At 36.7% G+C, this 20,939-nt stretch carries 17 protein-coding genes; 8 read left to right on the forward strand and 9 right to left on the reverse strand.

Annotated elements, in window-relative coordinates; all coding sequences use genetic code 11:
• From B5440_RS04000 to B5440_RS15885, 3 genes are all read right to left on the reverse strand, one after another.
• Entirely contained in the window at positions 1 to 2,658 is a 2,658-nt protein-coding gene (locus tag B5440_RS04000; RefSeq protein WP_070054849.1) for a PAS domain-containing sensor histidine kinase, read from the reverse strand.
• A 197-nt stretch (positions 2,659 to 2,855) separates the two neighbouring features.
• Positions 2,856 to 3,374 (reverse strand): SDR family NAD(P)-dependent oxidoreductase, encoded by a 519-nt coding sequence (locus B5440_RS04005; protein ID WP_394365391.1) that lies wholly within the window; start codon positions 3,372 to 3,374, stop codon positions 2,856 to 2,858.
• Complete coding sequence (locus B5440_RS15885) at positions 3,371 to 3,625, reverse strand: SDR family NAD(P)-dependent oxidoreductase (protein WP_394330419.1); 255 nt, start codon at positions 3,623 to 3,625, stop codon at positions 3,371 to 3,373. Before B5440_RS15885 ends, B5440_RS04005 begins: the two co-directional genes overlap by 4 nt.
• Positions 3,626 to 3,712: 87 nt before the next feature.
• Here B5440_RS15885 and B5440_RS04010 point away from each other — a divergent pair, with 87 nt between their 5' ends.
• Positions 3,713 to 4,390: a M15 family metallopeptidase gene (locus tag B5440_RS04010; RefSeq protein WP_079711062.1), complete on the forward strand. Its 678-nt coding sequence runs from the start codon at positions 3,713 to 3,715 to the stop codon at positions 4,388 to 4,390.
• Between the two features lie 3 nt (positions 4,391 to 4,393).
• Here the strand turns inward: B5440_RS04010 and B5440_RS04015 are convergent, their stop codons facing one another.
• Positions 4,394 to 4,873, reverse strand: a complete 480-nt coding sequence (locus B5440_RS04015; RefSeq protein ID WP_070054848.1) for a response regulator — start codon at positions 4,871 to 4,873, stop codon at positions 4,394 to 4,396.
• Between the two features lie 185 nt (positions 4,874 to 5,058).
• On the opposite strand from B5440_RS04015, the gene B5440_RS04020 reads away from it, so the two are divergent.
• Positions 5,059 to 5,310: a hypothetical protein gene (locus B5440_RS04020; protein WP_070054847.1), complete on the forward strand. Its 252-nt coding sequence runs from the start codon at positions 5,059 to 5,061 to the stop codon at positions 5,308 to 5,310.
• A gap of 252 nt (positions 5,311 to 5,562) precedes the next feature.
• Here the strand turns inward: B5440_RS04020 and B5440_RS04025 are convergent, their stop codons facing one another.
• The 3 genes from B5440_RS04025 to B5440_RS04035 all read right to left on the reverse strand — a co-directional run bounded on the left by B5440_RS04025 (position 5,563) and on the right by B5440_RS04035 (position 9,745).
• Complete coding sequence (locus B5440_RS04025; RefSeq protein ID WP_070054846.1) at positions 5,563 to 8,016, reverse strand: zinc-dependent metalloprotease; 2,454 nt, start codon at positions 8,014 to 8,016, stop codon at positions 5,563 to 5,565.
• Positions 8,017 to 8,218: 202 nt separating this feature from the next.
• A complete protein-coding gene (locus tag B5440_RS04030) occupies positions 8,219 to 8,980 on the reverse strand; it encodes a sterol desaturase family protein (RefSeq protein WP_070054845.1) in 762 nt (253 codons plus the stop codon).
• Between the two features lie 96 nt (positions 8,981 to 9,076).
• The gene (locus B5440_RS04035; RefSeq protein ID WP_070054844.1) at positions 9,077 to 9,745 is read right to left on the reverse strand and encodes an FAD-binding oxidoreductase; all 669 of its coding nucleotides are present in this window, start codon (positions 9,743 to 9,745) and stop codon (positions 9,077 to 9,079) included.
• Positions 9,746 to 9,947: 202 nt separating this feature from the next.
• Between B5440_RS04035 and B5440_RS04040 the strand changes: the two genes are divergently transcribed.
• Positions 9,948 to 11,723, forward strand: coding sequence for a mechanosensitive ion channel family protein (locus B5440_RS04040; protein ID WP_070054843.1), 1,776 nt, complete (start codon positions 9,948 to 9,950; stop codon positions 11,721 to 11,723).
• 72 nt (positions 11,724 to 11,795) lie between these two features.
• Positions 11,796 to 12,776 carry a YihY/virulence factor BrkB family protein gene (locus tag B5440_RS04045; RefSeq protein ID WP_070054842.1) on the forward strand — a complete coding sequence of 327 codons (981 nt, stop codon included), beginning with the start codon at positions 11,796 to 11,798 and terminating at the stop codon, positions 12,774 to 12,776.
• 15 nt (positions 12,777 to 12,791) lie between these two features.
• On the opposite strand, the gene B5440_RS15695 is transcribed toward B5440_RS04045, so the two are convergent.
• Positions 12,792 to 13,070 carry a PLP-dependent aminotransferase family protein gene (locus B5440_RS15695; RefSeq protein WP_232756028.1) on the reverse strand — a complete coding sequence of 93 codons (279 nt, stop codon included), beginning with the start codon at positions 13,068 to 13,070 and terminating at the stop codon, positions 12,792 to 12,794.
• 46 nt (positions 13,071 to 13,116) lie between these two features.
• Positions 13,117 to 13,932, reverse strand: coding sequence for a histidine decarboxylase (locus tag B5440_RS04050; RefSeq protein ID WP_232756027.1), 816 nt, complete (start codon positions 13,930 to 13,932; stop codon positions 13,117 to 13,119).
• A 374-nt stretch (positions 13,933 to 14,306) separates the two neighbouring features.
• Between B5440_RS04050 and B5440_RS04055 the strand changes: the two genes are divergently transcribed.
• The 4 genes from B5440_RS04055 to B5440_RS04075 all read left to right on the forward strand — a co-directional run bounded on the left by B5440_RS04055 (position 14,307) and on the right by B5440_RS04075 (position 20,882).
• Complete coding sequence (locus B5440_RS04055) at positions 14,307 to 15,635, forward strand: tyrosine-type recombinase/integrase (protein ID WP_070054841.1); 1,329 nt, start codon at positions 14,307 to 14,309, stop codon at positions 15,633 to 15,635.
• A 760-nt stretch (positions 15,636 to 16,395) separates the two neighbouring features.
• Positions 16,396 to 16,668: a helix-turn-helix domain-containing protein gene (locus B5440_RS04065; protein WP_070054839.1), complete on the forward strand. Its 273-nt coding sequence runs from the start codon at positions 16,396 to 16,398 to the stop codon at positions 16,666 to 16,668.
• 48 nt (positions 16,669 to 16,716) lie between these two features.
• A complete protein-coding gene (locus tag B5440_RS04070) occupies positions 16,717 to 17,613 on the forward strand; it encodes a hypothetical protein (protein ID WP_070054838.1) in 897 nt (298 codons plus the stop codon).
• A gap of 545 nt (positions 17,614 to 18,158) precedes the next feature.
• Positions 18,159 to 20,882 (forward strand): class I SAM-dependent DNA methyltransferase, encoded by a 2,724-nt coding sequence (locus B5440_RS04075; RefSeq protein ID WP_070054837.1) that lies wholly within the window; start codon positions 18,159 to 18,161, stop codon positions 20,880 to 20,882.
• The last annotated feature ends 57 nt before the right edge of the window (positions 20,883 to 20,939 follow it).

Raw genomic sequence — 20,939 nt, forward strand, 5'->3', positions numbered from 1 at the left:
TTAAGAAGTAATTTGAGTTGCGTTCAAAATAAATGAAAATTCTGAGCCCTCACCCAATTCACTGTTCAGTTGTATTTCTCCGTTATGTCTCTCTATAATTTCGTTGGCCAAATATAAGCCTATTCCAAAACCTGAGTAGGTTTCTTCGCTTTTAACCCCAACACGATAAAATCTTTTAAAGATCTTTTTGTGGTTTTCCTGCCCTATTCCTATTCCAAAATCTTTTACGCTTACGCGCACCCTGTCTTCATCTTCCCTGGTAATTTTCACGTTTATCTCGTGACTACCGGGGGAATATTTAATAGCATTCATCACAAAATTGATAATTACCTGCCCAATACGATCACGATCTGCTACAACGTGAGCCTGCACCTTACTTTCTAAAGCTATTTTGTGTTGAGTATTGGTGTAATTTATATCCTGAATAGTTTCGGCAAGTAACTCGTTTAAATTGAATTCTTCACTCTGCAATTCCAATTGATTTTCCCTAATCCTGGATAGATCAAGTATTTCTGAAATTAAGCGGGTTAACCTGGTAACCTGGTGATTTATGCGTTCTAAAGAAGGCTGTAAAGGAAGCTTAGAAGCTTCTGCCGCTTCTTGTTGCTTCTTTAGTAAGCTCAACAAGAGTTGAACATAGCCTTTTATGGAGGTCACAGGTGTTTTTAACTCGTGACTAATCATTTTTAGAAATTCCTCTTTGCGTTTTTCTTCTTCCTTTATTTTATCGATCTCAGTATTGGCCGCAATCCACATTTTTACCGAACCATCATCTTCTTTTACAGCTTCACACCTGCTTAAATGCCATATATATTTGCCTTCTTTATTTTTAAGACGTAATTGCATTTCCAGATTGCAACCGGTATTTAAACAATCTTCCCAGGCTTTTAGGAAAGTTTCTTTTTCCTCGGGATGAATATATTCTACCCAACCAATTTCTTTTAGATGTTCGCTTCCTTTTCCCGTAAAATCAAGCCAGTTTTTATTGAAATAAATATCATCACCCTTGCCATCGGTTTTAGATACCATTCCCGGCATTAAATCTGCCATTTGCCTAAAATGGAATTCGCTTTCCTTAAGTAACATCTTAGAAGTAACAGATTCAGTAACATCTATGGCCATATTTAAAATTCCGTAGATTTCTCCGTTCTTATCTCTAAGAGGTTTGTATGTAAAGTTATAATAACCGGTTTGCATTTCACCGTCTATCATTAGATCTACCTTATCTTCTTTACCCCAGTATATTTCGCCTGTTTCCAGAACGTTTCTAAGCAAATCCAGAAAAGGCTGGCCATCTAACTCTGGCAAGGCTTTATGAAGCGGGGTTCCTATAACCGAATCGTCTTTACCCCAAAGCTTGATCATCGCATCATTAGCCAATTCGATATTCATCTCCCGGCCTGTGTAGATAGCTGTAGCTACAGTGGCTTCTTTTACAATTCCCTGTAAACGGTGGTCTTTTTCGCGAACCAGGTTTTCTTTTAGTCTTTCTTCGTGAACATCCATCACGGTACCAATCATCCCTTCGTAGTTGCCATCGGCATCAAATTTAGGACTGGCTTTATCTAAAACCCAGCGATAGCCGCCTTGTTTATTGCGCAACCTAAAACTTATACTATACGATTTTCTTTGGTTGTGTCCCTCCAGGAAAGCAAATTCCGCCATTTTCCTATCGTCAGGATGCGTGGCATTTAGCCATCCCATTCCTTTTGCATCTTCATTATCCTGGCCGGTATAGCTATACCAGTTTTTATTTAGGAAAACACTTTGCCCATCGGTATCTGTAATCCAAATAATAGCGGGTACCGTGTTGATCACAGATCGCAATCTTGCTTCACTGTCTTCTACATTTTTGCGGGCTGCCACCTGCTCACTTACATCTACAACGTGAACAAAAATTCCATCTATTTTTCCTTTCTTATCACGCGTAGGCTGATAAACAAAATTTAGATGAGAGTTTTTAAACTGCTCTTCGCCTACCTTAAGCTTTAAAGGCGTTTCATTCCCTATGTAAGGTTCCCCCGTAGAATAAACATGATCTAAAAGTTCTATAAACCCCTGGCTTTCTGCCTCGGGTATAGCCTCTATTACTGTTTTACCAATAATATCTCTATGCCCAATTAACTTTAAGTAATGCTCATTAGCAACCTCAAAAGTATGCTCTGGCCCTCTTAAAATGCAAATTGCCGCAGGAGCATTGGAGAGTATATTCTCTACTAATCTATTATAGACTTTTTCCTGCTGGGAAAGATCTCTAATATTTTTTAACTTTTTAAAGCTTAAAAGGATTATTGAATTTTCATCGGGTAACGGAAGTACAGATGCGTTCACCTTAAACCCTCTTTTTCCTTTCTGCGGAAGAGCTACCTGAATATTTCTTTCTGAAATGGAATTGCCTTCGGTTTGTAAATCATCAAGAATTTCCCGGAATTCCGGAGTATCAAGTTGCTCATTATTAAATTCAAATACGGAAACCCCCGCTTCAGGCTCCCCATTAACCTTGAATTTTTTCTTGAAATTACTATTTAAACCCACAACATTCTTATGCCGATCTAACACCAACAATGGCTCCCTAACAGTTTTAAAAAGACCTTCTGTGTAATTCTGAATAATATTTAATTCCTTTTTGGAAAGTTTTGATGTGTCAGATTCTAACATAAATGTGTAATAAATTCCCTGGAACGAGTCCACTAATTTGAGGGCACTAAAATACTATTTTTAAACAGTAATTTACTTTTCATTTTCTTATGAAAATCATAAAGTTATGATTGTAAAAAGGAATGCACATTTAAATAACAAAGCCGATAAATTTTCATTTTATCGGCTTGATCTATTCAAAGTTAAAAATTGTAATTCTACTGAGCCAGATAACCTCCATCTATTGGATAATAGGCACCTGTTGCAAAAGAAGCTCTTTCGCTAGCTAGCCAAACAAAAAGCTGAGCAACCTCATCTGCTTCGCCTAAACGGCCAATAGGATGAACATTTACCAACTGAGACAACAGCTCTTCATCAAGTCCTTTTAACAAAGGCGTTTTTATAAAAGCAGGGCCAACCGAATTCACCCTTATTCCTTTTGCTGAATATTCTAACGCAGCAGATTTTGTTAAGCCCACCACCCCATGTTTAGCTGCTACATAGGCTGCCGAATTTGCGAATCCTACACTCCCTAAGATGGAAGCTACATTTATTATACTTCCGGCACCATTTTTAAGCATCGCGGGAATCTGGTAGCGCATTCCGTAAAAAACCCCAGAAAGATTGATACTTATCACGTTATCCCAGGCTTCAATTTCATATTCACCCACGGGTTTCTGTGGCCCTCCAATACCGGCATTATTTACTGCGATGTCTAATTTCTCGAACTTTTTTATGCTTCAGCCACACTTTTTTCAGAATCCTTGGGTTGCGAAGTATCAGCTTTTAGGAAAGCAGCTTCTCCTCCAGATCCTTCGATTTTCTTTACCAGTGCTTTTCCATCTTTTTCATTGATATCGGTTAAAAAAACCTTTGCTCCTTCTTTTGCGAAAAGTAAGGCTGTACTCTCTCCAATTCCAGATGCTGCGCCCGTAATAAGAGCTACTTTCCCTTTTAATTCCATGACCTTTTTCTTTAGATTAATCATCTCAAAACTAATGCTTTACCGATCGATAAAATATGATGAAAATCAGAGAATAATATTTTAAGTAACTTGGCTTAAAATTTAGTAGAAATGAAAAGCTTAACCTACCTTTTACTTTTTCTAATTAGCCTAAATATAGGCCTGGCCCAGGAAAAAAATCTTCCCAAGGGCTTTGTTTATATTAAAGAACAGATCCCCGATATAAAACTTGATATTCGATATGCAGGCAGTAATAATTTTATAGGAAAACCCGTGAGTTCTTATCAGAAATCCGTGGGTATTTTAAGCAAACCTGCCACCGATGCTCTGGAGAAGATACAAAACGACCTGATGTCACAGGGATATTGTCTCAAAATTTTTGATGCATACCGTCCTCAAACCGCGGTAAACCACTTTATTGAATGGGCCAGGAATCCAGCAGATACCCTCACCAAAGCAAAGTTTTACCCAAAAATTGCTAAAAAAGATCTTTTTCAGCTAGGTTATATAGCCAGTAAATCTGGGCATTCTCGGGGAAGCACAGTAGACTTAACGATTATAGATGCTAAAACCGGAAAGGAATTAGATATGGGAAGTGGGTATGATTTCTTTGGGAATATTTCTCACCACAATACAGATAAGATCACAAAAGAACAAAAGGCAAATCGTTCTTTATTAAAACGAATAATGATTAAAAATGGCTTTAGGCCCTATCCAGAAGAATGGTGGCATTACACCTTGAGAAATGAACCTTACCCTGAAACCTATTTTGATTTTCCGGTACGATAAGTGTTAAGAGATCAAATCTAAAGTTTGATCGCAAGAGGTGTTTTCACCTTCTTCTAATTCTTCTTTAAATTCAAAATTAAAGGTGTTTCTTAAAACCTCCTGGTCCAAAATTTCGGAAAGTTCCTGAGTATCTAGAAATTTATCATAGTAACCAATAACGCGGCTGTATTTTAAAGCTCGCTCCTGGTCTGGTTCATACATAGAAGCACTTAGTATAATTACATAAATCGAATTTTTATATTCAAAATTTTCAAGAAAATCCAAAACATCCCAGCCATTTACACGTGGCATATTTAGATCTAAAAAAATAAGTTTTAGATGCTCTGAGTTTGCGGTTTGTTTTAGGTGATCTATTAATTCGCCACCTTGCCAGAAGCCTTTTATTGGGCAATTCACTAATTTCTTTAAACTTCTTAATTCCAACTTTAAAATAAGTGAATTGTCTTCAGCTAGTAAAATCTCATACTTGGGGGGCTTCTGCATATGCTCGCTTTTGGAGCTAAAGTTTATGGGTGACTTTAACGCCATAAAGATAAGCTGTAAAGCTTTCGCCACAATAATAAAACCGCAATATTTATGAGATTAACCACAAGAAAAGTCATTGTGAATTCTACAAAATAAAAACTCACTATGAAATTTAGTATTTTCACTAAAATTCTATTAAATCAATGAAGATAAAATTAGACGAGGAGAACAAGCAGCTAAAAATTGATGATAATATTAAAATCACCTATTGGATGCTGAAATTTGTAATGGTTTCAAATATATTTCAAATGGGACTCCGGGTTTTTAACACTCCGGTAGCTAACTGGGATTTTCTCACCTGGCTTTGGATTCCCATTGGTCTCGCATCCCTTCCTATATTATATTATTTTACTAAACTTAGCACTGAAGAGGTGATTCCTTTGGATGAAATTTAACATCCTATTCTAAAAAATTTCTTCGGAAGAAAACGCTTAAGCCTGAAACTTAAAAACGGCAAAACAAGACATATTCCAACCAATTTGATTAAAGAAATGGAACAAATTCAGAATTTTATAAACTCACCACAGACAGCAACAACTTAAATTCTGAAAATGATCCCGAAACGTCGGGACAGAATGATGAGTAAAAAATAAAACCCCGAAAAACGTTTATGCTTTTCGGGGTTTCTATTGATTTTCTGCTAAAAATTAAGATTCTACATCTAAGGCAGCATTGATCCTCGCAATTAAATCTTCCCAGTGATATTGGGTCAACGAATGGTTTGTTCCAGATTTTCTACGATTTATCTCACGCTTTAATGTTTGCATTTCACCGCGCATCAACGGCATAATATCAGATTTCAATAAAGCTTCGTTATCTTCAGCATTTAATTTTTGAAGATATTCTGAAGCAATATCTACATAAGAACGCTGAAGATTTCTCCGGTAAGCATCAACCTTATTTCTATTATAAAGTTCACTAAAAATACCTTTTCGTAAATCTTGCATTAAATTAACCGCCGTATAAGCCTTATTCCCATTTACCTCCTCGTTAGCGATCATTCGGTTTAAACGATCTTCATCCAGCAAACTACTTAAGGCACGAGTTTGTAAATTCCGCACTCGTTCAATAGCTCCCGAAGCTTCAATTCGGTTTAAAATTCCCTGGTTAAGCAACCAATCGGGAGTGGTAAAAGCTTTTTCTACCAGGAACTCAACTGCTTCTTCCTGCTTTTTCTTCGGTACATTTTCATAAACCACGCCATCCTGATTGGAGGTTTTACGGGTTTCATAAACCCCGCCAACATTGGTGACCACATGAGAAACATAACCTCGCCACATATAAGTCAGCTCTCTGTACACTTCTTCAAGATCGTCATAAGCATAACCGTCTTTAGAAGTCCATTCAATTAAGTTTGGAACTACTTTTTTAAGATTCGCCAATCCATATTCACTGGCTTTCACCTGGTCGGCACCCAAACTCTCTCGTTGGGATTGTGGATCTACTCCGCCATAACCGTTTCCAAATTCATACCACGGATTTCCAGCTTTTTCCAAAATCCATTCATCTAATTTTTCTTTCTCTGCTTCGGCAGACTCAGCTTCAGGCAAATATCGGTAACCCCAGTTGATGGCGTATAAATCGTATGGCCCCATCATTCTAATATATCTCACTCCTTCATCTTCCGGTTGCGCAACGTAATTTACACGTGCATAATCCATGATTGAGGGCGTTAAACCATATTTCTGGGTAAATTCTGCCGACCTTAAAGAATCTGTTGGGTAAGCTGAACTTGCTTTCATATTATGGGGTAAACCCAGCGCGTGGCCAACTTCGTGAGCAATTACCATACGCATCATTTCTCCAATTTCAGATTCGGGGGTGTTTAAAGTCCTGGCATCTTTGGTTTGCGCCCCGGCTTCAATCATATACCGGTTTCGGTAAGAACGCAAATGATTATGATACCAGATAATATCACTTTCAATAATCTCACCGGTCCGCGGATCGGTTACCGAAGGCCCCACCGCATTCCTGGTGGTACTGGCTACGTAACGAACCACGGAGTAACGCACATCTTCAGGGCTAAACTCTGGATCTTCTTCCTTTGTTGGTGGATCTTTAGCGATTATCGCATTTTTAAATCCTGCTTCTTCAAAAGCAACATTCCAGTCTTCAATTCCCTGCTTAAAATAAGGGCGCCATTTTTCAGGCGTGGCGGGATCTAAATAATAAACTATAGGCTCTTCAGGCTCTACCAGTTCACCACGCTTGTAAGCTTCAATATCTTTAGGCACTAATTGCCAACGACGAATCAATTCATAATCATCAGCTTTTAATTCATCTGAATTATAATCGTATTTATCTATGGTAAACCATCCCACTCGATGATCTGCAATTCTAGGTTGCATTTTATCGTCTGGCAACAGGATCATAGACTGGTTCATCATAATAGAAATTGTCCCGGCCTGGTCTCGTGTTGGCGGCTCTTCAGCCTCATATGTCATTACGTGTTTTACCTCCACGTTCTTTGGATAGGAACTTGCAGACTCGATATAAGATCTGCTCTGGTCTAGTTTCTTTACTTTATAACGTTTCCGAAGTGAAGAAGAAAGTCCGTTAATGGCTTGCACCTCGTTTTCAAACAAATCACTCACCTCAATTACCACACTTGTGGAATCTGCATTATAAGTTTTAATTTCTGAACTAAACAGAATTGGAAAATAATTATTGGCCTGTACCGATTTGTAAATAGGCGATTCTTCATCGCTCATATTTTCAAAACTAATCACCTTTACATCGATATTTCCTTTTCGTTTCGTCCATCGCACCACCTGTTCATTTACTTTAGAACCGGCATTCACATAACCGCCGCCATAACCATCTGGCACACCGGCAATACGGCTTACCAAAAGCATATCTTTATCCAGCAAATCTACCGGAATTTCAAAGTAAAGTTTATCATCCACAAAATGCGTAGTAAAAAGTCCTTCATCAGATTCAGCTTCTGATGTGATGACCTCATCGTAGGATTTGAGTCCGTTTGTAGATTTTTTTGAAGTGTTTTCAGCCGACTTCTCTTTGCTGCCAAAAACAGATTTCTCACTTCCGCAGCCAGCTGCAAGTATTGCGGCCAACCCCAGAATAGGTAATTTTTTTATCATGAATTTTTTATTTTGGCTTCAAGATAAGGAAACCTGATAAATGGTTGAAATAATCAGAAGGGAAGAATCTAAATTAGCAATACCGTCAAGCTGTCCCGAAACTTCGGGATTGTTTCAGCTTCTAACATACTTAAAATGTTCACATCTTAGATCCTGAAACAAGTTCAGGATGACGTATAAAAGCTTTCAAAATTAGCTTTTCTTACTCAGAAGAAATCTTAGACCTGCTTTCAGTATTCATCCATCTATCCCAGAAGGTGAAATAAAGTCCGAAATTGGTTTTGAACTCGGCGTGGTGAAAATGATGATGCGTAGCACCAATAAACATTTTTCCGAAGCGGCTTTTCATAAAAGCTTTTGGGTAAATCTCAATATCCAAATGATTTATCACACTGCTAAGCGTCATAAAAATTAAATAAAAGCCAATTACAATTGGATGAACAGGCAGGAAGAGCAGAATTACCGGAACTACTATAGCTTCGACCAGTGATTCCCAGGGATGAAAGGAAAAAGCCGTCCATGGGCTGGGCACTAAACTATCGTGATGTACTTTATGAATTTTCCTAAAAACCTTTGGATTATGCATCCAGCGATGCACCCAATAATAATAAGTTTCGTGAAGCAGAGAGAGTAAAATGAAGCTCACTAGTAAATACCATAATCCAAATTTATCAAGATCCAGATAAATTGCGGTAAAGCCTTTTTGCCATAGGAAATAAGTGATCGCGCCAAAAAACCCAAAAATTACCGAAGACCACATACTCCAGTAAATCTCCTTTTTTAACTGCCCTTTTCTAAAACCGCGTTTACTTAATCTTTTACTGCTGAATTTTTCACTTTTCAGTCTGTAATAATACCAGTAGAATATTCCTGCAGAAACCAGGTACCTGAGAAAAACTGCTGCAAAAAAGATAAGCACACAAACAAAGAAAAGCCCCGGATTATTAATTTCAAAGAAAATCATAGTCTACTAAAATAGTAAAGATAAAATATGCGTGAATTTAAATCTTTCAATTTTTTATAAAAACTACCTCCAGAGCTACTTTTCCATGATTTTTCTCTATTGATCGTCTAAAGTTACTGCATCTGGATCTACCCCTAACTTTTCTAAAATATCTCCTATCTCTTCCGTCATTTTAGGAGGACCACATACATAGAATTTTTCATCAAAATCTTCTATATGTTTCTTTAAGAAATCTTCATCAATATAAGCATTGGTAAACTGGGTGTCTTTCTGGTCGGTAATTACATACGTGGCATTTTTTCCTAACATAGCATCTAATTCCTCTTTCAGAATAATATCTTTATCAGATTTATTAGAGTAAAATAATTTAATGCCATCTAATTTATTCTTTTTCTTTAGCTCACGAAGCATCGCGATATAAGGTGTTATTCCTGCACCTCCAGCGATAATATATCCGGGCCCTTTATATTCTATGGCGCCCCAGGTATCGCGAACAATCAATTCGTCTCCCGGTTTTAATTTACCTAACTGTTCAGTTACTCCATCGTGATCTGGGTAGATCTTAATAGTAAATTCTAAAAAATCGTCTTCATTTAAACTGGTAAATGTAAACGGTCTTTTTTCATTTTTCCATTTTTCGGTATTTATAGAAACCTCGGTAGCGTGCCCCGGCGTAAATTTATAACCATCTGGCTTTTCTACGATAAACTGTTTCACATCGTGAGTTACCGGCTTAACTTCTTTAATTTTTACTGTCTTTTCCATTTCCTCTTTTTAAATTCTTTATGTTGAATTTACCGGTTTATAAAGTTGGTTTCAAGACATTTAACCTTCTTTAAAGAGTTTAAGCTCCAGTTTTAAGGAAGCTTTATAAATCTCAACCTGCAAAAGCCTTTAAAGAAAACTAATAAGCCCGGGCGATAAAAACAATTTCTTATATTCGACTTTAGTTTGAAATCGTGAATCCATGAAGCCAACCATCCCAATTAACAAGGTTTTTATTATTTTTTTGCTTTTGCTTTCCGGCTCAAGTATTCAAGCCCAGTTTCCTTTATCAACTAATCAGGATAAGGAACAGGAAACAGAAAAAATTCCTGACGATCCATTGGGAAGAAGAACTCCCCGTGGCACCGTAAATGGATTTATAGATGCTATGGCAGGGTTAAATTATAATAGGGCAGCCAGGTTTCTAAATTTTCCGGTCGGTATCTCCACACAGGAAGAAAAAGAGAAAATTATACAAATCCTGCAGCGTTTATTTGATCAAAAAGGAAACATTGAGCCTTATTATGCCATTAGCAATAAGCCTAGCGGAGAAATAGATGACGGTATAAATGAAGACCTGGAAAAAATTGGAAGTGTAAAATCCGAGGATGGTGAAAAAATAGATATTTTTCTTGAAAAATACGACGACGAAGAGGGCTACCCCATTTGGCTTTTTTCTGACGAAACTACACGGGCCATCAGCACTCTTAACACTGCAAACCCGGCATTAATTGACCAAATATTACCTGATAGCTTTAAAAAATATCTTTGGGGTGGGGTTCCCGCGGGACAATGGATAATTGCCCTGGTACTACTCGCTCTAAGTTATTTTATTTCTCTATTAATAGTTTCAATTATAATCTTTCTACTGAGAAAATTATGGAAGAAAGCGAGGCATTCACCAGTTTCAGGAATTATCACGACCTTAAAACTACCTGTAAAGCTTTATTTAGCAGTATGGATATTCGTATCGCTTTCAAGAAATCTTGAACTCTCCATTATTTTAAGGCAAAAATTTAGTGCCATTACCATAACCGTAGGAATAGCGGCCATCCTTATTCTTTTGTGGAGGTTATCAGATTTTATTGGTAAAATAACCCAGGAAAAAATGGTGTTAAGGGGTAATCCCGCCGGAGTTTCCATAGTTCTTTTTCTACAGCGTGCCGCTAAGATCGCAATTGTGGCTTTTGGTATTATCGCTATTTTGGGAGCAGTGGGAATTGACGTAACTACTGGGCTTGCTGCATTAGGAATTGGTGGTATTGCGCTGGCTCTTGGCGCCCAGAAAACTATAGAAAATTTTGTTGGAAGCGTTACTTTAATAGCCGACAGGCCTATTAGGGTTGGGGATTTTTGTAAGGTAGGAGAAGTTACGGGTCACATTGAAAAAATAGGCATTCGTTCTACCCGAATTCGCACTTTAGACCGAACGGTAGTAACGATTCCCAATGGTGCTTTTTCATCTGATACTATTGAAAATTATGCACATCGCGATAGGTTCAGATTTGTAAGCGTTTTAAATTTTAGATACGAAACCTCATCAGATCAATTGCGTTTTTTACTTACAGAACTTCGAAAAGTACTTTATGCGCATCCAAAAGTATACGAAGAGCCGGCAAGAATAAGATTTATAGGTTTTGGCGCACATTCATTAGACCTGGAAGTTTTTGCCTATTTAGATGCGCGTAATTATGACGAATTCCTGGAAATACGTGAAGATCTTATGCTAAGAATGATGGAAGTTGTAGACCGCAGTGGCACCGACTTCGCCTTCCCTTCTCAAACTATTTACTTCGGAAAAGACAAGGGGCTTTCTAAAGAGAAATCGGCTGAAGCTGAGGCCGAAGTTGAAAACTGGAAAAAGGAGTGGGAAATGCCACTTCCGCAATTTACCCGGGAACAAATTGACGCACTTAGAAACAAAAGCAGTTATCCTCCCGAAGGTTCGAGTACGGGAATTGAAAAAAGTAAAACCTAAATAAATTAAAATATTTTTCAATATATATTCATTGAATATAGAAGCATTTTTAAATACCCAGAGCCATTAGAGATGAGTGAAACGAAGAAAAAAAGAAAATACCGTGGAGAAGAAGCAAAATGGCCTCATCAAATTCCGTTTTCTGGGTGGATAGATATTGGAAAACGTGTTTACAAGGAAATGAAATTTGATCATGTGCAGATAATTTCGGCAGGAGTTGCCTTTTATTTCTTTCTTGCTATTTTTCCCACTATCGTCGCCGCCATCTCAATTTATAGTCTTGTACTGGAACCTGCCCGAATTGAAGAACAAATTTCATACTTAAATTTAATTTTACCCGACCAGGCTTTTGGGATGATGACCGATTTCCTGGAACCCGTTCTGGAACGTTCCAAAAAGGAAATTGGCTGGGGATTATTCATAAGTATTATGATAAGTATTTGGAGTGCCAATAAGGGAACAAGTGCACTTTTGCAAGGTATTAATATTGCTTACGATGAAATTGATGGCCGGGGAATTATCATGAAAAATCTGCTTAGCCTGCTTTTTACCCTGGGAGGTTTAGTGATAGGACTTATTAGCTTATTAATTGTGATCTTCTTTCCGTTACTCGTAAAAAACCTGGGCTTAACTCCTCAATTAGAAAACATGTTAAACTGGTTACGCTGGGTTTTCCTGGGACTCATTTTAATTTTTAATTTAAGCATGATCTATAAAATTGCTCCTTACAGAACAAACCCAAGATTTGGTTGGGTAAGCTGGGGCGCAGTAATTGGCTCTTTGTTCTGGCTGGCCGGTTCTATATTATTTTCGTGGTATGTAGCGAATTTTGGAAGTTATGACGATCTCTACGGAAGTTTTGCCGCGGTAGCAATTTTAATGCTATGGTTATTTCTTACTGCTTTTATCATCTTAATGGGAGCCGAAATAAATTCAGAAATGGAACATCAAACCCGTTACGACACCACAATAGGATTAGAAAGACCAATGGGAGAAAGAAACGCCTACCACGCAGATCATTGCGCGGTAGAAAACCCCGATGAGGATTGTTAATGAATCAGAGAAAAATCACAAGTCAAATCCAAAATCCTCTTCCTCTAATTCCTCTGCTTTTGCAAGGTCTTGAATAAATTCGTCAATTTGGTTTTTAGTAACATTAGGCATACAGATAATATGTGACACCTCACCCTCGGTAGCCAATTGCCATTTTTGCTTTACCGCATCAGGCGTTCTTGGCATCACAACGGTTAGCGACCCCGGATTGCTCCATGCTTCCACTCCTATTTCTTTAAGCTGATTTTTGCAATATTCCGCAACTTCAAGTCCGTGTAGGTAACGGGCTTTCATCCCTTCTTCCCCCAACTGCTTAAGGGCATACCAAAGAAACAAAGGACTATGTCCATATCGTCGTATCTAAAGAACCTATATAAGAAATACCTTTCGCAATACGATCTCTATGACCTCTTTTGGTGATGATTACTCCGCAAGGAATAGGTGAACCTACGAATTTATGGCCGCTAATAGATATACTATCTGCGCCATCTTTAAAATCAAAAGGCACTCTTGGCTCCATAAAAGCGCCATAACTTCCGGAAAGGGCCGCATCACAATGAATGTAGTGATCTTGTACCGCAAGATTTCTTAGAATACCTTTTATTCGAGAAACATCATCTTTAGCCTCTTTCATCGTGGTTCCAAAAGTGGTAAGCACTATAGCAGGTTTATGCCGATTCATTCTCAAGGTATTCTCAAAATCTTCATAATCTATCTCCCCATTCTCCTGCGACCTTATCACAATACTCGGAATATTTAGCAGATGAATATTCTTGCGCACACTGTAATGAGTAGATTCTGAATAATACACCATTGCCTTAGGATACATTTCCCGGGCCAGGTAAAGACCATACAAGTTACTTTCAGATCCTCCATTGGTAACATAACCCCAATAGTCTTTTGGGTGAGCTCGAAAAAGTTTGGCAAAGAAAGCCACTACTTCCTTCTCCATTTCGTGTGTTTGCACTTTCCAGGTTCCCTCTTCAAAAGGATCGCCAAGGTTATTAATTGGATATTGTAAAAATGGGGTAAGCTCAGAATAATCGAAGTCTTTAGAAACCGGATATCCAAGGAAAGTGTCTCTCGATTTCCCTAAGCTTTCCTTTAAATTTTCTAATCTTTCTCTGTCTTTTTCTGCTAAATTTCGCTTGGTCACCACTATTTTACTGTTTTTGAAAATTTGCGTGAAAGTAGCTATTCTTTAAGAGTTCCCGTAAATTTTGGAATTAAATTTAACTGAAAGAAAGTTAGAAACCGATAAAAATACGGCATCAATGTTTTAAAAACAAAAAAGCCTTGAAAATCAAAGGATTAACAAGGCTTTAAGTACTCGGGACGGGACTTTAACCTAAATATATTCAAGCGATCTTATTCCACTACAATATTCATAATAAACTGATTTACAGTATATAATATCTCATTCTATTTAAGGTTTCGTATTGCATTAGATTGTTATCGGTTGACTAAAGTTGTCGATTGGTTGACTAGAAGTTGACTAAGCTATATATTTGCTAATCAAAATTGATTATTATGGCATCACTCAAATTTCAAATCCAAAGCAAATCTACCTCAGCACCAATTTACGCTAGACTATCTTTAGGAAGAAAACAAGTTTTCAAGCGTAAAACAGGACTTTTTATTAGCGCTAAAGATTGGAGTAAGTCAACCGGGTTTCCAAAAGCAAAAGACAAACAAGGAAAAGAATTAAAGAACCAACTAAAACAATTAGAGGCTTTTCTTCTAGAAAAGATTACAAAAGATAGCGCAAAGGGTATTGAAATAAATAGTGATTGGGTTTTTCACAATATTAATCTTCATTTTAAAAGGGTTTCTGATAACGAGGGAAAATCTGAGTTACTTATTGATGCGGTACAAGAATTTATTGATTCAGCTCCTTTACGAAGCAATTCGAAGGGTGGCACCGGGCTTTCAGATAGCCGAATAAAAGCTATAAAACGTTTTAAGAGCATACTACAGGAATTTCTAGGAAAAAGAAAATGCAAGGTCTCCGAGGTAGATCTCAACTTCGCGAGAGAATTTTCAACCTGGCTGCATAATAAAAAGCAATTTTCCAAAAGCTATACCCTCAAAACAATTGACAACTTAAAAACGATTTGTAATGATGCTGAGGTAAACGGAATTAACGTAAACCCTCAATTAAAAAACGTAAAAGGTGGCAAGGTGAAAAGCGAAACCATCCTCTACTTATCAAAAACAGAACTTAAAAAGATTAAAGAAGTTGATCTTAAATCAAAAGCTTTGATGAACGCTCGAAAGTGGTTGATACTAGGCTGTAATATAGGGCAACGCGGTAGTGATCTTCTAAACCTTAATGAAAGTAATTTAGGTTCTAAGGGCGATATAGTCCTAATCGAATTGACTCAGCAAAAAACCGGGAAACATGTTTACATCCCTTTAAATAGAGATGCAAAAGAAGTTATCCAAGACGGCTTCCCTACCAAAATTTCAATGCAAAAATTTAATGACTATATAAAGCTTATTGGTAAAGAAGCTGAAATAAATGAAAAAGTTATAGCAGGAAAGGTTTCCATGGTTCCCGAATCAAAAAATTCGGATGTTAAGATTAAAAGAAAAGTTATTAAGGAATACGAAAAATGGGAAGTGATGGCATCCCATATTTGCAGAAGATCCTTCGCTACAAATTTATATGGCGAATTACCTGCATCATTGATAATGAGTATTACTGGACATAGTACTGAGAAAATGTTTTTAAATTATATTGGCAAGACCTCGGTTGACCATATAGCCTCAATTAATGCTTTTTATAACAAACAAGACAAGGAACAGAACAAGGAAATAAAACTTCAAGTTATATCCAACAAGGCTGCCAATGGATAATTAACGAGTTATATGAATCTTAAGGACTACCTCATACAATACACTCAAGAACCTGACAGAAATTTTCGAAATTTTCCTAAGGAAAAAACCGAGAAATTATTTCTGGAATTCAAGTCTCTATGTTATAATCCGCAAACTTATAAATGGAGTAGAATTAAAGATTGTACCGCCTATATCAAAAGCGAAAACATTGACCCTGAAATTTTCATTCGATTCTCTCACTACCTCATCAATCGGTATTATAAACTAGTTCATGTGCATAATAGCAAAGGAAAGAACGCCGCATTCACATTCCTGAAAAAGCTTCAAGCATCTAAAAAATTAACTTCTAGAAATGGCAAGAAAATAAAACTATCTGAAGGAGTAAATAAGATTGACTTTTTGCTTGAAATGAAAACTCTAAATAAATTTCTAGATCTCACTAATGAGGAATGGGTGGATTTTATACTTTCAAATTTTGAATTAAACCTTTCAAAAGCAACACTCCTCAAATATTATTACACAAAATAGTTGAATTTTTTCACGAAATTTTCTTCAGAAAAAAGCAAAAATAGGTTAACCTAATATAACCTGATATAACCTAAATAAGCCTAAATCAACCTTACACCATCATTCAGCTCCTTGTTATACGCCTAGATCAACGTAAATAAGTTTCTATCCACCTCTACACTTCACTTTAGCTTTGGCGTTCAAATAGGAGAAAGACTCCTATCAACGTTAAAAATGAGATCTAGCTCAAATAGATCTAAATATTCTTTTTATGAAAAAAGTTCAATTAGTAGAAATTACTCCCGAACAATTTCAAAAAATGCTAGCAGTAGAAATAGCCGAAAAGATAGAGGAACTAAAAGAAGTACTAAAGCCTGTGGAAAAGACAGAATACCTTACAAGAACCGAAGTAAGTGAGCTTTTGAAAATTAATTTATCCACTGTCCACAAATGGACAAAACAAAACTATCTCCATGCCTACTATTTAGGCAACCGCGTATATTATAAACGGAGTGAAATTGAAAACACTCTTTGTAGTGTTTAAACTAAACAAGCCCTTAATCTAAGCTCTATCAACATAAAAAAATAAACTTTGGTTGACTACACCAAATTTGAACTTCCCTCATATTTTGAGAAAATCCTCAAAGAAAATAGCCTCCTTGAATTTCAAGCGAAGGTTGATTTGAATGGCGGTTTAATTGGTGATCGTTCAATCGCCTATTATAGAGGTTTAACTTTCACGATTTATGAGTCTAAACGAATTACAGTAGCCGGTAGCTTGCATAAATATTGGAACAAAGGAAAACATAATTTCAATGACTTCAGTACAGAAAACCTATTGGAAGTTTTAAATGATCTCAAGAATAAGTTTAAAATTACTCCTGATGTTTGCGATATAAAACAACTAGAAATTGGAATAAACTTTCGACCTCCCTATACAACAAAAGAAATCTTAGCCTCTTGTCTCCTTCATAAAACCTCACAACTTAAATGGATTTTCACTCCTGATGAGGGAAACTATAAGCAGGTTATGCACAGGAATTACTATATTAAAGTATACGACAAACAAAAGCATTATACTCAACAAGGCTACAAAATTCCTTCTGAGCTGATGAGGTTCGAAATAAAGTATAGACGTAACAAGTTAAATAATCAACTCGGCATAACTGGTAAAATAATCCTTCAAGATATTCTTGATTATAACTTTAAATATTTTACAGACGCATTAATTAAAGAGTGGAGAAATATTCTTTTTTACGACTGGACTTCTTTAGAAAATAGCTCCTATAAGGATCGTTATAGTAATGACGAGTATTGGCTCAATCTCAAGCAAGAAAACTTCAAATATCATCGTAATAAGCTCAATAAAATTATATCCGCGAACCCCAACAACCTTAAGAAGGATATTGAAGCAAGAATAGAAGCTAAATGCAAGCTTCTAACAGCTCCGACTACCCGAATTAGCACTTTATATATAGAGACAGTTTAGGTAGTGCTATTCCGCCTATATTAAACTGTAAGCTTCTCAACTCACCTCAATTTATATCAGCAGCACTTAAAAGTCAGTATAATTTTTTATTTCGATCCCATTTGTAAAAACCGAAACTTTTTTAAACCTTTTGGATATAAAGCCAGCCCATACCTCTCGACAATTAATTTACACCTGGAGACAATCACGTCTGAAAACCATAACAGACTCAAACCCCCGACCACAGAAAAATTTTCAGTTCTTTTTAGTAATTTCCCGATAGTAAGATGACCTATACTATAACATCGAGAATCCTCTTCACTATTCCATATTTATAAAATACACACTACTATCACACAGTAACCTACTACTACTGACCACAGCTATTCGATTGTGTTATTTTAGTTTGCGCGTAAAGAAAAACCAGCCAGTTACTAACCAGAGAAAGAACACACAAAGAAGAAGTGAATTTTTAAACAAAAACTTCCTATAAAGAACTTGAGCTTTTATTGACCCATTTGCAGAGACATTTCTATCTTTAAGGAAATTTTAACCAAATAAACAGTATGCCTCTTAGCTGGAATGAAATTAAATCCCGATCAATTACCTTCTCTAAAGAATGGGAAGGAGAAACAAGAGAACGAGCCGAAAAAGATACCTTCTGGAATGAATTTCTTAACATCTTCGGTATAAGTAGAAGACGTGTTGCTACCTTTGAAAAGGCGGTTAAAAAGCTTAATGAAAATCAAGGTTACATAGACCTATTCTGGCCGGGCACACTATTGGTTGAGCATAAATCTGCAGGTAAAGACCTAGACAGCGCTTTTTCCCAAGCTCTGGACTACTTTCCCGGATTAAAAGAACACGAACTTCCACGTTACATTATAACGTCTGATTTTACTCAGTTTAAAGTATATGATCTGGATAAAAGTCAGGAACACTTTTTTTCCCTGTCTGATTTAACGAAAAATATTCATCTCTTTGGATTCGTTGCTGGCTATGAAAAGAAAACATTCAAGGAAGAAGATCCAGTAAACATTGATGCAGCTTATTTGATGGGGAGACTTCATGACCGATTAGAAGAGGTTGGTTATAAGGATCATGATTTAGAAGTTTATTTAGTACGCATTTTATTCTGTCTCTTTGCAGAGGACACGAATATTTTTGAAAAAGGAATTTTTCAGGAATATATAGAACTACATACTAAAGAAGATGGTTCAGACCTAGCAATTCATCTTGCCCACATCTTTCAAACTCTTAATACAAGAAAAGAAGAAAGGCTTACTAATCTAGATGAAGCCTTAGATCAATTTCCTTATGTAAATGGTCAACTATTTTCGGAATCCTTAAAATTAGCTTCCTTTGATAGCGGCATGAGAGATATGTTACTAGATGCATGTGGATTAGGTTGGGGAAAGATTTCACCAGCTATTTTCGGCTCAATGTTTCAGGCGGCGATGAATCAAGAAGAAAGAAGAAATTTAGGAGCTCATTACACCTCTGAAAAGAACATTCAAAAACTCATAAAACCCCTTTTTTTAGATGAACTACACAAAGAGTTTAAAAAAGCAAAGGGGAGCACAAAAAAGCTGAAAGAACTTCATGAAAAAATTGCCAGTCTTAAATTTTTAGATCCCGCTTGCGGCTGTGGTAATTTTTTGATTATAACATATAGAGAGTTAAGAGAACTGGAAATTCAGATCCTAAGAGAGCTGAACAAGAAAGGTTTGGGATATTTAAACATTGGAGATATTATAAAAGTAGACATTGATCAATTTTACGGTATCGAATATGATGAATTTCCTGTTAGAATTGCTGAGGTTGCTATGTGGCTGATTGATCATCAAATGAATATGAAGGTTTCTGAGGAATTTGGACAATATTTTGTTAGACTGCCTCTGAAAAAATCAGCAACTATATTGCATGGCAACGCTCTCAAAACAGACTGGAAGAACCTCATATCGAATAATGAATTAAGTTTCATCTTAGGAAATCCACCTTTTTATGGTTCCAAATTACAATCAGAAGAGCAGCGACAAGATTTAGAGGAAGTATTTGGCAGCGATGTCAAAGATGCTAAAATAATGGATTATGTTTCGGCGTGGTACATTAAAGCAGCCCGATACATACAAGATACAGGAATTACCGTTGGTTACGTTTCTACTAATTCCATAACTCAAGGAGAACAAGTAGGGGTTCTATGGACAGAACTTCTGGAGAAATATAATGTAGAAATTCATTTCGCCCATAAAACCTTCAAATGGACAAATCAAGCTAAAGGCAAAGCCGGTGTTTATTGCGTAATTATTGGTTTTGGTCAAGATAAAGTTAAGCAAAAAACTCTTTTCGAATATCAGGAGGTTACCGGGGAACCTCATTCAGTTGTTGCAAGCAACATTAACCCTTACCTAGTTGACGCTCAAAACGTACTAATTAGAAAAAGAACCACCCCTTTAACTAAAGTTCCCCCAATGAGCTTTGGAAATATGCCGTTAGATGGAGGTAACCTCTTACTATCCAATGAAGAAAAAGAAAAAATTTTAGAAAAGGAGCCCGCCCTCAGTCCATACATAAAGCCTCTAATAAGCGCAAGGGAATTTCTGAATGGGCAAAATAGATGGTGTATCTGGTTGAAAGATGAGTCTCCAAAAGTTATAAAAACTTCAAGTTTCCTGCTGGAACGGATAAAAGCTGTGAAAGAATTTCGCCTTTCAAGTAGAGCTGCATCCACAAGAAAGCACGCCGAAACTCCGTGGCTTTTTAGAGACAAAAGCAACCCAGAGTCATTTATAGTTATTCCGAGCACTACATCGGAAAACAGAGAATATATTCCCTTTGGTATTTTTGATAAAAATTATATCGCCAATAATAGTTGCCACATAATACCAAATGCTAATCTTTTCCTTTTCGGAGTACTGAGCTCCCAAATGCATTTAGCTTGGGTAAAATACGTGTGTGGAAGACTAGAAAGCAGGATTCGATATTCAAAAAATATTGTTTACAACAATTATCCTTTCCCTGTAAATGCCACACGTCCCAACCAAAGCAAAGTAGAAAAATCTGCACAAAAACTATTGGATGCTAGAATGAAATTTAGTGAAAGCAGCTTATCTGATCTTTATGACCCTTTAATAATGCCCAAGAGCCTCAGAAAAGCTCACACCGAATTAAATAAGGCAGTTGATCTTTGTTATCGACCTCAGCCCTTCCCGGACGAGAGAAGAAGAATGGAGTTCTTATTTGAGCTTTATAATAGCTATATTAAAAACAAGAAAGAACTGGTTGTCTAAACAAACACACAATTATCAGTTTGAAGTAAAAAGAAGCATTTTAATTCCAGATTTCAG

Source organism: Salegentibacter salarius (assembly GCF_900168265.1).
GTDB classification, from domain to species: domain Bacteria; phylum Bacteroidota; class Bacteroidia; order Flavobacteriales; family Flavobacteriaceae; genus Salegentibacter; species Salegentibacter salarius.